This is a genomic window from Fibrobacter sp. UBA3718 (assembly GCF_002371935.1).
Lineage (GTDB): Bacteria > Fibrobacterota > Fibrobacteria > Fibrobacterales > Fibrobacteraceae > Fibrobacter.
In genome coordinates, this window is sequence record NZ_DFHR01000024.1 from 50,243 (window position 1) to 62,459 (window position 12,217).

General features: G+C 55.3%; 11 protein-coding genes. 2 read left to right on the top strand and 9 right to left on the bottom strand.

All coding sequences use genetic code 11. The features are described from left to right. Positions 1 to 15: 15 nt before the first annotated feature. Genes ftsE through B4A77_RS10685 form a run of 4 tightly spaced genes read right to left on the bottom strand, consistent with a single transcriptional unit; the run spans position 16 to position 6,923 of the window. Positions 16 to 705, bottom strand: a complete 690-nt coding sequence (gene ftsE, locus B4A77_RS10670) for a cell division ATP-binding protein FtsE (RefSeq protein ID WP_290723174.1) — start codon at positions 703 to 705, stop codon at positions 16 to 18. 33 nt (positions 706 to 738) lie between these two features. After that, entirely contained in the window at positions 739 to 2,025 is a 1,287-nt protein-coding gene (locus B4A77_RS10675) for a peptidylprolyl isomerase (protein WP_290740607.1), read from the bottom strand. Next, the gene (locus tag B4A77_RS10680) at positions 2,022 to 2,840 is read right to left on the bottom strand and encodes a hypothetical protein (RefSeq protein ID WP_173381303.1); all 819 of its coding nucleotides are present in this window, start codon (positions 2,838 to 2,840) and stop codon (positions 2,022 to 2,024) included. Before B4A77_RS10680 ends, B4A77_RS10675 begins: the two co-directional genes overlap by 4 nt. A 45-nt stretch (positions 2,841 to 2,885) precedes the next feature. Continuing rightward, positions 2,886 to 6,923, bottom strand: coding sequence for a DUF3418 domain-containing protein (locus B4A77_RS10685; protein ID WP_290740609.1), 4,038 nt, complete (start codon positions 6,921 to 6,923; stop codon positions 2,886 to 2,888). 102 nt (positions 6,924 to 7,025) lie between these two features. Between B4A77_RS10685 and B4A77_RS10690 the strand changes: the two genes are divergently transcribed. Next, a complete protein-coding gene (locus B4A77_RS10690) occupies positions 7,026 to 8,108 on the top strand; it encodes a S66 peptidase family protein (protein WP_290728979.1) in 1,083 nt (360 codons plus the stop codon). 9 nt (positions 8,109 to 8,117) lie between these two features. On the opposite strand, the gene B4A77_RS10695 is transcribed toward B4A77_RS10690, so the two are convergent. Both B4A77_RS10695 and rfbD read right to left on the bottom strand, forming a co-directional pair. Then, on the bottom strand, positions 8,118 to 8,258 hold the full coding sequence (locus tag B4A77_RS10695) for a hypothetical protein (RefSeq protein ID WP_012820363.1): 141 nt from the start codon (positions 8,256 to 8,258) through the stop codon (positions 8,118 to 8,120). Positions 8,259 to 8,260: 2 nt separating this feature from the next. Continuing rightward, the gene (gene rfbD / locus B4A77_RS10700) at positions 8,261 to 9,175 is read right to left on the bottom strand and encodes a dTDP-4-dehydrorhamnose reductase (RefSeq protein ID WP_173381306.1); all 915 of its coding nucleotides are present in this window, start codon (positions 9,173 to 9,175) and stop codon (positions 8,261 to 8,263) included. Between the two features lie 79 nt (positions 9,176 to 9,254). Here rfbD and B4A77_RS10705 point away from each other — a divergent pair, with 79 nt between their 5' ends. Then, complete coding sequence (locus tag B4A77_RS10705) at positions 9,255 to 9,467, top strand: hypothetical protein (protein ID WP_173365158.1); 213 nt, start codon at positions 9,255 to 9,257, stop codon at positions 9,465 to 9,467. 12 nt (positions 9,468 to 9,479) lie between these two features. Here B4A77_RS10705 and B4A77_RS10710 read toward each other — a convergent pair whose 3' ends face one another. Genes B4A77_RS10710 through B4A77_RS10720 form a run of 3 tightly spaced genes read right to left on the bottom strand, consistent with a single transcriptional unit; the run spans position 9,480 to position 12,215 of the window. Beyond that, complete coding sequence (locus B4A77_RS10710; protein ID WP_290723194.1) at positions 9,480 to 10,199, bottom strand: NUDIX domain-containing protein; 720 nt, start codon at positions 10,197 to 10,199, stop codon at positions 9,480 to 9,482. Position 10,200: 1 nt separating this feature from the next. Then, positions 10,201 to 11,298 (bottom strand): hypothetical protein, encoded by a 1,098-nt coding sequence (locus tag B4A77_RS10715; RefSeq protein WP_290740611.1) that lies wholly within the window; start codon positions 11,296 to 11,298, stop codon positions 10,201 to 10,203. After that, entirely contained in the window at positions 11,298 to 12,215 is a 918-nt protein-coding gene (locus tag B4A77_RS10720) for a M23 family metallopeptidase (RefSeq protein WP_173365155.1), read from the bottom strand. The genes B4A77_RS10715 and B4A77_RS10720 overlap by 1 nt, the downstream gene beginning before the upstream one ends. Between the last annotated feature and the right edge of the window lie 2 nt (positions 12,216 to 12,217).

The window sequence follows — 12,217 nt, forward strand, 5'->3', positions numbered from 1 at the left end:
AAATAACCAGCGCGATTAAATCAGGTCACGGGTCAGGAGTTCGCCGTGGTCAAGCACCAGGCGGCGGAAGGGGCTGTTCAGGTAAAAATCAGGGTTGTGGGTCGCCATGACCACCGTCGTCCCGCGGGCGTTGATTTCCTTGAAAATCTTGAACACCTCGTCGGCGTTTTTCGGGTCGAGGTTTCCGGTCGGTTCGTCCGCCAAGAGCAAGTACGGGTTGTGCACCATCGCGCGGGCAATCGCCACACGCTGCTGTTCACCGCCCGAAAGCGTATAGGGCATCGCAAATCGTTTCTGGCTTATCCCCACCAGGGCAAGCGCATCAAAAACGGCCGCATTTATCTTGCTGCTCGGGGTTCCCACAATGCGGAGCGCGAGCGCCACGTTCTCGAAAACGTTCCTGTCGGGCAAAAGCTTGAAATCCTGGAAGATGATTCCCATCTTGCGGCGGAACGCCTGTATCCTGTTGTCCGGGGAACTCTTGCTGTCGTAAACGCAATCGCCGGTGAATTTCACCATCACCTGGCCACCGCGTTCCGCATCCGGACGTTCGTCCATATAAATTAACTTGAGCACGGTCGACTTTCCCGCACCCGAATGGCCCGTCAGGAACACGAATTCACCCTTGTTGATACGGAAGGTGATGTTGTTCAGCGCCTTCCAGTTGTCCTCGTAGGACTTTGTCACGTGGGTGAAGTGAATCATGGTGAACCTCGCGTCTCGCGATTTTTCCCGAAGCTATTCCGTCATGCGGATTTCGATATGGACTTCCTCGCGCCACTTCTTGATGAGCGCGTTCAGTTTCTCGTTTTCCAGGTGGTTTGCCGCCATCGCCTCGATCTTACCGTAATCCTCTTCGAGCGTGAGTTCACGAATCTGGCGGGAATCGTCCAGGCGGAACAAATGGTAAGAACCGTCGATTTCTACCGGAGCCGACACTTCGCCCACATTCAAGTTCGCAACCGGTTCGACATACGCAGGTTCCATCTCGTTTTTCTGGAACCAGCCCAGAAGCCCACCAGCAAAGTTGCTCGACTTGTCGGTACTGAACTTTTTCGCGGCAACCGCAAAGTCTTCCTTCGTCTTGATTGCGGCACGGAGGGAATCCGCCAGGTGCAGCACGCGGGCAGAATCCGCAGCCGTCGGAATCGTACGGAGCAGGATGTGCGCCGAACGGACACCATCTTCCTTACGGCCGATTACACGAACGATATGCCAGCCGCGGTCCGTCTTGACAGGGGTCGAATAGTACTGGCCGTTCTTCAGCTGATCGAGAGCGCGTTCAAATGCCGGATCCAGAAGTCCGCGCCTAAAGTAACCGAGATCGCCGCCCTTTTCGGCAGACGAATCCTGCGAATGATTCTTGGCCAGAAGTTCGAACTTGATGCCATAATTCAGGCTGTCGATAAGCGCTTCCGCAATCCGCTTCACGGAATCCACAATAGCGGGATCCGGTTCAATTTTCAACTGGATATGGCTCAGCTGCACGCAGTTGAACTGTCTCGGCAGGGAATCCTTATAGGCCTTGTAGAAAGCGTCCACTTCTTTTTTCGTGGGGCTCACCGAGCCAATATGGCGCTGGCGAACGCGCTGGGTTTCGACATGGCTACGGATTTGCTTTGCAAGCTGGTCGCGGTACTGCGCCATGCTCACACCGAGCTGCGAACGGATAGCCTTTTCAAGCGTCGCCATGTTGATGTTCTGGCTTGCCGCAAGCTGGGTCAGGTGCGCCGTTACGCGCTGGTCGATTTCGGCATCGCTCACCACGATGGAATCACGGTCGATACGGCTCAAAAGAACTTTTTCTTCGATCAACTTGTCGAGAACGTAATCTTTCTGCTCCTGCTCGCTCATCGAGGCAGCCGTAGGAGTCTCCTGGAAATGGTAAAGATTGTTCAAGAACTCCGAACGCATAATGGGCTTGCCGTCGACAATCGCCGCAATGCCTTCCATAAGCACCGGGGCGGCAAAAGACGCCGACAAAAGGGTTCCCAGAGCAAAAACTAACAGACCAAACTTTTTCATTGGCTTTCCTTTTCATTAAACACGTTCATCTTCGAAAAGATAGGACGCTTCATTTTCCATTCTTTCTTGAGGCGATCCATGACAGCCCTGCGATGCTCAATCCACACCATGTTGGACACGTCTTCGGACACCTCCTTGTAAGGACGGACATCGGCAGAATCCAGACGTTCCGTGACCACCGCCATCTTGAGCCCGCCATTGCAATAGCGCATTACGGAGAGTTTCCCGAGAGGATAGCTCACGATATCGGGAATCATGCAAGAATCCGGCGTGGCGGCCACGTTCTCGAACTCCACAATCGAACTAACCTGGGGAGTCTGCGTCGGGACCACATTGAACACGCGGGTTTTCATTTCCTTATAGTAGGCATCAGCACTCGCCCAATCCTTGAAATGGAGGATAGCACCCGACACGGTCGTCTTTCCACGGAGATAGTCATTCCGGTGCGTCTGGTAGTAGTTCAGTTTTTCGCTGTCCCCTATCATCATGGTATCGGCAAACGTCTGCAGGTAGAAATCGACCACCATCTTGCGAATCGTGCTTTCGATCTGCGTCGAAAGGATGGTGTCGTTCATGACATTCGCATCCATCGCCTCTTGGTAGATAACCTCTTCGTCAATCCAGCGTTCCAGAAAGCCCAGTTTTTCACGGTCGGAAATGGAATCCCACTGCGGCACCATGCGATAGACTTCAGACTGCGTAAGTTTCCTGTTTCCAACCGATACCACGACCGGATCATCCTTGCCGAACGGCAGGTTACACGCCGAAAGGCAAAGGAAAACAAGACACGCCAGTATTTTCTCAAATAGTTTCATCGCCCCAAATTTAGCAAATTTGACCCGTCCAAGGCCAATCTTCAACTATTTCAGGCGACCGAAACGCCCCTTGAGTTTGGCAAGGGCATCGTCTTCGATGATTTCTTCGCTATCGTCGCCCTTGCGCTTGAACTTGAGGATTTCAAAATCCTCAATCATGGCTGATGCCTGCAGGTAGAGTTCGGGGTATTCCGCATCGTCCTGCTGCATGCGTTCCATTTTCGAGAGGATTTCGCGGGCATTTTTGAGTTCGTGGTCCTTCATGAAGCGGGCCTTGAGGAAGGGGCGGAACTTTTCACGAAGGTCCTTGACGGAGAGGTCGACTTTATCGCCGATTGAAGATGCAAGCAACTTGTCGCCGGCATCAAGTGAGCTACCGAGCGCGGCCAATCTTTCGAACAAAGTATTTTCCTTGTGGTCAGGCAGGTAGAGCGCCACGATTTTCGAGATGGACTTGTTCTTTGCCATGAGCGCGGCGATGGCATCGCGGGCATGGTCTCCGCCCTGGCGCATCGCCACCGAGAATTCACGGAGAAAGCCCCAAATTTTCACGAAAGCGTCGGCCCCGAGAAGCGCCGATTCATAAGTTGCACGCACGAGCGCGAGGCGCATCTCTTCGTCTTCGCTGCGGGTGCTTGCGGCAAGATTCTTGAAGTCGCGAATTTTCTTGCCACGGGAATACTCGAGGCCCGAAAAACGCACGCAACGGTTTGCGTCCAGATTGTCGGCAGCGAGCGACTTCAAAACCCACGACTTGAGAGCCGTCTTGAAACCGTCGGAATAGAGGCCGCCCGTCTCGAGCATATTCAGGCGATCAACGATAAGCGAGGAGTCCCCCTCTGTCATCCCCGACCCGGTCGGGGATCTTCCTTCCACGCGCTTGCGGAACGCTTGCCAAAAGGCGGATTCTGCCGGGGTCATGAGCGCGGACTCGCCGAGGCGCCAGCCAAAGCGCATGTCGCCAAGCGCAAAGTCAATACCGAAAGTTACGAGAACGGGGCGCACCGCGGCAAAGAGCCGGAAACTCCCCCACTCGGGATTGAGTTCGACGGCAAACTTTTCCGGGAAACCGGGCTTGAACACCTTCATGTGCAAGCGCAGGTGGTTTTCCTTCTCGGGCGTGACCGTCGGGATATCGACAACGGTTCCGCCGGTGCCATCGCGCAGTTCCTTCAGGTTCGCAAGCGTTTCGTACAGGAGCAACAACGGGGCCTTGTGCGGGTTTTCCTTGAGCTTGTCGCAGAAGGCGTCATCGATAAACGTGCGTTTGCCTTCCAACTGCTTTTTTGCAGCCTTGGGCATCTCGCGGATAATGGATTCTGTCATCCATTCGCGCCACTGGTGAATCGAAAGCGCGAGTGCCGCGGGCGTCACCTGCGGAAGCATGTCGTAAGGCAGGTCCAGTGTAATGCCGTCGCAGTCGCGGGTCGCATCGAAGACCATTTCGCCCACCACCATGCGGCTGGAGCCGTCGAGCCCTTCGATGCGGAACTGTTCGAGGGAGCCGCCGAGTTCCGGTGTTTTAACGGAAGATTTCTTTGCAGTCTTGTTCCCTTCGGCACGCTCAGGGAACTCGCCCATGAAATCCGACAACCGACTTCTAAACCTCTCGCCACCCGTCTGTAGGGCTTCACCCGTTCTTTCGTCTAATTGATCCAGCCAGAACTTCGCATCGAATTTCAGGAACTGGTCCGTGTGTTCGCGGATGTAGTCCTTCAATGTCTTGATGGAATTGACTTCATGGGCAATGCGCGTGTAGTAATCCACCAAGGCGTCTTCGCTCGGGGCAAGCCCGAATTGACGCTTGCGGGCTTCCAACGCATGCAGGTCCTCCACGACGCGTTCATTGTGCGTCATGAATGCGAAGGGGCGCGCCATCTGACCAAGCACAACGGCCTCGCGCCAGAAAATCTCGGCACATTCATCGGGGTTCACGCGGGCGAAATCCACGCGGTGGCCGCGGCTAATCACGAGCCCGCGGAAGCTCACCTCTTCCACCGCTTCCACGAAACCGCGTTCCTGGTTCCACGTGGGCGCATACCAACGGCGCGTGCAGAAAGGTTCCGCCACCTGCATAATCCATTCGGGCTTGATTTCGGCGGCCTTGTTCAGGAATATGCGGCTGGTCTCCCGCACCTCGGCACTAAAAAGCCATTCCACGCTCTTGCCGTAAAGGTCACTGCCCGGGAACACGTGCGTCTCGCGGCCGCTCACCAGGCGGTAGCAACCGTTCTCAATATCACGCAGGGCTATACCGCCCAGGAATCCCGAAAGCAAAGCGATGTGCAGGTTGTCGCGATGGAAGCTATCCAGCGGGCACACGCGATTCTCGAATTTCACATCGAGGATGCGCCCGAACTGTTCGTACAGATCGATCCATTCGCGGCACCGCAAAAAGTGCAGGCTGTTCTTGTCGCAGAACTTGCGCAGCTTATTCCAGGTCTTGCCATCCCATTCGGCGCAGAAGGCATTCCACATGCAGATGAACGTGAGGAAATCGCTCTTGTGGCCTGCAAACCTACGGTGCAGCTGGCGAATGCGGGTGCGTTCGGGTTCCTCGCTGGGTACCACGCGCGGGTCCTGGATGGAGAGCGCCGAGCAGACAATCAACGCGGGCTGCAAGACGCCGGCATCGCGCGCCCGCAGGAGCACCGCCGAGAGTGCCACGTCCATCGGGAGGCGCGTCATCTCGCGGCCGAGCTTGGTCACATGCCCGCTGGCATTGTCGGCGGTAAGCGCACCGAGTTCAAAAAGCGTCTTGTACGCGCCACGGAACGCCGAATGCGGTGGCGACTGCAGGAACGGGAAATTCTCGAGTTCCAGCCCGAGGCTGCGCAACTGCAGGACAACGTTCGCGAGATTACTCCGCCGGATTTCCGGCTCCGTAAACTCGTCCCGCTTCTCAAAATCTTCGGGAGAATAGAGGCGAATGCAAACGCCAGGCTTCACGCGCCCCGCACGCCCTGTGCGCTGCCGCGCAGACGCTTTCGAGATGTCCTCGACAGGCAGCCCCTGGATGCGCGACTGCGCGTTGTACCGCGAAATGCGGGCCGTACCCGTATCCACCACGTAGGCGATTCCCGGAATCGTGAGCGAGGTCTCGGCGATGTTCGTCGCGAGCACCACGCGGGTCTTTTCCGTATGCTTGAAAATGCGTCGCTGTTCATCGGGACTCATGCGCCCGTAAAGCGGCAAGATGTCGAAGGTTGCGGAATCCAGTTCGTGCGCAAGTTCGCCCGCCAAATCCTGGATGTCACGTTCCGTCGGTAAAAAACAGAGCAGATGGTCACGGTGGCGCGTTTCCAAATCGAGAATCGCATCACGCGCCTCGTCGAGCAAGCCCGAATCGCCCTTGCCGCTGGTGTCGCGACCCGTATTGTCATCCCCGCGAAGGCGGGGATCTCCATTCCCGTCGCCGAAATAGTACTCCACATCAACGGGGAACGTTCTTCCCTCGGCTTCGAGCACGCAACTGTTGTCGTAAAATTCCTCGAAGAGCTTGGCATCGAGCGTCGCCGACGCCACAATCAGCTTGAAATCGGGGCGTTCATGCAGAACCGTCTTGAAAATGCCGAGCAAAATGTCGATGTTCAGCGAGCGTTCGTGTGCTTCGTCAATCACGACGGCCGAATACTGCCTAAAGAGCCTGTCGCGGCGGAATTCCTGCAACAAAATGCCGTCCGTCATCACCTTGATGGGGGCATCGCTCTGGCCCTGTTCCCAGAATCGGATTTTCGTGGAGACAAGCGTCTCGTCCTTGAGTTCTTCGCGCAGGCGGTCCGCAATCGAAATCGCCGCCAGCCGGCGGGGCTCCGTCACACCGATTTTGAAACCACTCATGTCATCCCCGCCTTCGCGGGGATCCCCTTCTCGAACACCATCCACGAGATTCTCGCCTTCGCGAGAATGACGAACTGTAGCATACCACTCTAAAAGAAACTTTGGCAACTGCGTCGACTTGCCGGAACCGGTATCTGCCTTGACAATCACTACCTGGTGCTTTTCGAGCATCTCGAAAAACTCTTCACGATGTTCGACAACGGGAAGCTCCGGATACACGATTTTCAAGGTGGACAAATCCATAAGAGCAAAGCGACTACGTTCCACCCAAATATATTAAAATCGGCACCATCTTTTTCAAAAAAGTTTTATCTTTAAGGCAAGCCCCTAGCTACAGAATTGAAAATGAAAAAAATCGTTTTTCCCCTGCTCTTTATCTTGACGTTCCTTGCCCTCACCGCCTGCAAGGAACAAAAGCCCGCCGTCATCCGAATCACCAACGAAAAGACGGCAGTCCCTCCCGCCAAAGCGCCCGCATTCCTCAAGAAGGGCGACAAAATTGCGCTCGTTTCCCCTGCCTACAACACACCCGATTCCAACACCTACAACACCGCCAAAGTCCTTAAGGAATGGGGCTTCGTCCCTGTCATCGGAGAAAACGTCAGCAAACTCTACATGGGCAAATATTCCGGGACGCCCGAAGAACGCGCAAACGACTTCATCAACGCCATCCGCGACACAAGCATCAAGGCCATCATCTGCAACCGCGGCGGTTTCGGCGCCATGCACCTGATCGACCTCATCAACTTCGACGATATCGCGAAGAATCCCAAATGGCTTGTCGGCTTCAGTGAAATTTCCACCCTGCACGCACTGGAAGCAAAGATGGGCAACATGAGCATCCACGGCACCATGAGCGCATTCATCGGGAAGTCCGCCGGACGCGATGCGGGTAGCCTTCTCGTGAAAGACATCCTCCTCGGGAATATACCCACCTACAAGATTCCCGCCAACATCCTGAACCAGAAGGGACACGCCAAGGGAATCCTCGTCGGCGGCAACATGGCATCCTTCGTCCCCCTCATCGGCACGCCCATCGACGTCTACTCCAGGGACAGCATCATCCTCTTTGTCGAAGAGCTAGAAGAAACCATGCGGAATGTCGACCGCATGTTCAGCTCGCTGGAACTCCGTGGCATCATGGGAAACGTGAAGGGCGTCATCATGGGCGATTTCACCGACTGCGATACCGACCTCGATGTCGATAGCGCGCAGGCCATGCTTGCCGAGCGCCTCAAGAAATACAACATCCCCGTCATCAGCGGATTCCCGGCCGGTCACGGAAACGAAAACCTGCCGCTCATCATGGGCGCAGAAGTAGAGATGGATGTTTCCGATTTCGGGGCAACCCTATCGTTCAATGTCGACGGCAAAAAAGAAACCATCTTCACCGACGACTTTATCTTCAAGGCGAACAGGTCCAGATAGACCCTAGATTCACTCCTTGATGTGCCCGCACTTGTCGCAGGTGAGCTTGTAGCTGTTGTCGGGGTCGACGACCATCACGCCGTCGCATTCCGGCACTTCACACGGGAGTTCTCCCGGCATCACTTCGCGGTAGGTTTTCTTCTCTTCCATCGCTAGCCCCCGATTTCCTTCAGGTAACGAGCAAGGGCGTCCTGCCATGTGGGGAGCGGCTTGAAACCGGCTTCCACGAGTTTGCTCTTGTCGAGCCTGCTGTTGAACGGGCGCGCAGCCTTGCTGAGGCCATATTCGGCCGTAGTCACCGGAACGACCTTCGTCGCAAGCCCAGCCTGCCTGTAGATTTCGCAGGTAAAGTCGTACCAGCTGATGAACCCGCCCTCGTTTGTGGCATGGTAGTAACCGTATTTTTCGGTTTCGTTCATGTCGATGAGCAGGCGAGAAAGGTCGAGCGTGTATGTCGGCGTTCCAATCTGGTCGTTCACCACGCGCACGGTGTCGTGAGTTTTGCCCACATTGAGCATCGTCTTGATGAAGTTCTTGCCGTTGAGGCCGAACACCCACGCGATACGCACAATAAAGAATTTTTCGAGAGTCCCGCTCACGGCAAGTTCGCCCTCGAGCTTGGTCTGGCCGTAAACATTGAGAGGCTTGTAATCCTTGCAGTCGGGCTTCCAGGGTTCCGTTCCCTGGCCATCAAACACGTAGTCCGTGCTGATGTAGGTCATCTTGCAGCCGAGTTTCTTGCAGGCATTCGCGATGTTCTGCGTACCGCCCGCGTTCACCGCACGGACCTTCGCCACATTCGCATCGTCTTCGGCCATATCGACTGCAGTCCATGCAGCACAATGAATCACCGCATCCGGGTTCACTTCCGAAATCGCCTTTTCGACAGCAGCGGCATCCGTAATGTCGAGCTGCACGTAGGGCATCGTCGTCACTGCACTGCCATCGGCAACGCCGCTGTAGGCGGGAGCCATGTCCGAGCCCACGCCCGTATGCCCGCGCTTCGCAAGTTCATTCATCACGTCGTGGCCCAGCTGGCCACCAACACCCGTCACAAAAAATTTCATAGTAAAACCTCTTGTGCAAAAAGATAGTTAATCCTAAAGCCCTCGAACTACGGTTCCTTTCTTTTACTATATTTAACGCATGGCTTATGTTCTTCTGATTCTCGCATCCATTGTCGGCCTTGCCGTATGCGCCTATTTCTGTCGCAAAAACGTTATCGCCATCCACGAGAAAAACAAAAACGAACCCAAGGCCTACAAGCGCGGACTCAACTACGTCCTCACTGCGCTCTGGTACGGCTACCTGACGTTCTTCTTCGTCGGGTTGACCGTCAACAATTTAGGGAACTGGTAGAGGCCCGCGTTCTCACTTGCGGCTCTGCAGCCAGCGTTCGTACAGGAACAGCGCAATGAGGTTTTTTCCGTCCACGAACTGGCGGGCAGCCTCCTCGTAAGGCAGCACTTCTGTCCGGATCCACTCGATTTCCTCGGTATACTGCTGGTCTTTCCCGTCCATCGCCCTCAGCTGTTCGGGTGTCACGTCACGCTCTATCGCATACAAGCGAATACGTTCGTCCAGGAGTCCACAACTGGCAGCAAAGCCGTCGCTTTTTCCCTGGTACCAGAAATCCATGAGGTCAATGAGTTCCGATTCCTCGGCATCTATCTGCGCTTCTTCCTTGAGTTCGGAGAGGGCCACCTTGCGGTAGTCCCCTGTCCAGTCGAGGATCCCCGCCGGAATTTCGAGCGATGCCTGCTCGCTAATGGCAAAACGCGGTTGCCGCACCAGAAGCAGGTATTTCTTGCCTTCGCAGCGGAGCACCACCAAGATTCCAACCGCGTTGCCGCGGACCAGCACAATTCCGTGCACCGGGCGCCCATCCGGAAGCGTCGCAGTCGCAGTCAGCTTTATAAAGAGCGGCTGGCGTCCTTTCCGCAAGAAATCGACCGAAGAAAAGTGGACCTTGGTCACGACAAATTTCTTTTGCGACGCTTCCAGCCATTCCCTGTAGATGCGGGATTCCAGGACCACCGGGCGGTCCGCTTCGGCAATTTCAGGAGAGAACGAATATTCTATTTCTTGCATGTTACTTTATCTTGCGGGCCTCGGATTTCCACAGGCCATAAAGTGAATCGGCATCGAGAGAATCGGGAAACACGCGGTTGCGTCCGATATCATAAATGAAGACATCGCGAAGCGCAGACGGGCCGCACGCCGTTTCGGATTCATCGGGAACCATGATTTCGCGGGCAAAGTTCACTTTTCGCCCCACGGAGAATGCGTCAAACGCAAAGGCGTTCATCGACGCGCAATCGGGAATTTCTTCGACATAATAGAAGCTCGTATGCCATAGGGTGTCGGTCCGCTCCTGCACATCGCCTATCGAACTGGAATCGTCCACCCAGCGGTTATTCGAGCAATAGGTCGAATCTCCCAGCGCACACGACTTGCGGATGGGAACCAGGGCCGTATCGGACATGTTCCACACCGTCGGGAAAATCGTATCCGCCACGACCGAGCCGCACTTGTCGACAATCAGGCCACATTCGGATTTTATCGGCCGCCAGTAAAAGACACGCGGAGTGAGGCTATCGACAACCTTCAGAATCGAAGGCGAGCCCTTGGTACGCAGCGGCAAGGCCGACACAGAATCAAAAAGGGAATCCACATAGATGGCGAAGGTGTCCCGTTCGAAGCGTCCACGACGCAGGAGGATTGTATCGAGTTCGCGCCCTTCATCGTTGCGGATGCGGAGTACGGATGCGCCGGAAACGTCGTCGGCATCCAGCAGAAGCTTGACGGTCGTATCGGGATGAAGGAACGGGGACGGGCAATCCTCCCCATCGGATTCGATAATTATCTTCGGAGAGATTACCAAGGAGCCGCCATCGTTCGAAGCATCGAGCTCAATGCGCTTGAGAGCGCAGTTGGAATAACTCCAGAGGCTATCGAGATTGATAAAAAGCGTGTCGGAGACGAGGTGGATGAACGCCCCGGAATCCAGGGTGGCCTTGCGGAAAAAACCCGTCCCTACAAAGCTATCGTCTTCCGCGGAAACGGGAATCGGCCCATCGTCGCCCTGCGTGCAGGCAGCCAAAAAAAATGGAGCAGCGGCAAAGGCGACAGAAGCCGCCGCAATCTTAAAAAACCGATCGAAAAAACGCCTGCACATTCCCGGACCCATCAAAAATCTATATCTTTTACGAATCTAGCAATTTCGGTCTTCTCCAAGGGATGCGCTTCGGAATAGAAATCCTTCCAGCGCACGAAAAGGCCGTTGCGACGGACCGAAAGGAAAAACGTCGAGCTGTCCCTAGGCGCAAGCCTCCCGACCGTAGTTGCGACATCGACGGAATCTCCGACCTTGAGCGAATCAGAAACTTTCGACGGATACAGCCCGGACATCTTTGAGACAACGTTGTTCCCATGGTCAAGTTCGATGAAGTTGCCCATGGAATCCTTCCCCGCGGCAAGCACAATGCCAGGCAAAATTGGATGCACCGGCGCTTCGCCAATCCCGAGGAGAGCATCCATCGCCAGAAGCGATTCCTGGCCCTCGAAGTCAAAGTCTTCCGTAATCGGAAGCGCAGACCAATCCAGCGGCTGCTTGGGGCAAAGCCCCGGGAACCGGCATCCGTCATCCATGTTCACCCAATAAAACGAGGAATCCGCCCCGAGAACATGGAGGTAGGTAGACACCACAGAATCTTCCACCTGGACAAGAGTCGCCTCCGAGAAATTATCACGGGGAGCCACCCAGTGCAAGCGCGGACGCGAAGACCTAGTCGTCTGCGAAAGGTAGCGCAAAAAACTGTTGGGCAGATAGAATATGGAATCGGAGAGCACCCAGGAGCACTGGCCAAGGCCGTTCTTGAGTTCGAAAGCCCTGCCATGCAATTCCTTGCACCGCGAATCCCAGGTCACCTCTGCCGTTTCAGAATTTCCTGGCAACGGGAGGAGGTTCACCACCTTCTCGGCAATTCCCAGCTTGATGAAGAGGAACAGGAGGATGCCAAACAAGAGCAGCCGTACAACGGGGATGTTACGGCGGCGTGACTTGTACTTTTTCTTGCAGTGATGCTCCGAGAAGCCTTCCGACATCG

Coding starts and splice junctions, on each gene's coding strand:
- ftsE (WP_290723174.1), bottom strand. CDS start 705: ATGATTCACTTCACCCACGTGACAAAGTCCTACGAGGACAACTGGAAG.
- B4A77_RS10675 (WP_290740607.1), bottom strand. CDS start 2,025: ATGAAAAAGTTTGGTCTGTTAGTTTTTGCTCTGGGAACCCTTTTGTCG.
- B4A77_RS10680 (WP_173381303.1), bottom strand. CDS start 2,840: ATGAAACTATTTGAGAAAATACTGGCGTGTCTTGTTTTCCTTTGCCTT.
- B4A77_RS10685 (WP_290740609.1), bottom strand. CDS start 6,923: ATGGATTTGTCCACCTTGAAAATCGTGTATCCGGAGCTTCCCGTTGTC.
- B4A77_RS10690 (WP_290728979.1), top strand. CDS start 7,026: ATGAAAAAAATCGTTTTTCCCCTGCTCTTTATCTTGACGTTCCTTGCC.
- B4A77_RS10695 (WP_012820363.1), bottom strand. CDS start 8,258: ATGGAAGAGAAGAAAACCTACCGCGAAGTGATGCCGGGAGAACTCCCG.
- rfbD (WP_173381306.1), bottom strand. CDS start 9,175: ATGAAATTTTTTGTGACGGGTGTTGGTGGCCAGCTGGGCCACGACGTG.
- B4A77_RS10705 (WP_173365158.1), top strand. CDS start 9,255: ATGGCTTATGTTCTTCTGATTCTCGCATCCATTGTCGGCCTTGCCGTA.
- B4A77_RS10710 (WP_290723194.1), bottom strand. CDS start 10,199: ATGCAAGAAATAGAATATTCGTTCTCTCCTGAAATTGCCGAAGCGGAC.
- B4A77_RS10715 (WP_290740611.1), bottom strand. CDS start 11,298: ATGGGTCCGGGAATGTGCAGGCGTTTTTTCGATCGGTTTTTTAAGATT.
- B4A77_RS10720 (WP_173365155.1), bottom strand. CDS start 12,215: ATGTCGGAAGGCTTCTCGGAGCATCACTGCAAGAAAAAGTACAAGTCA.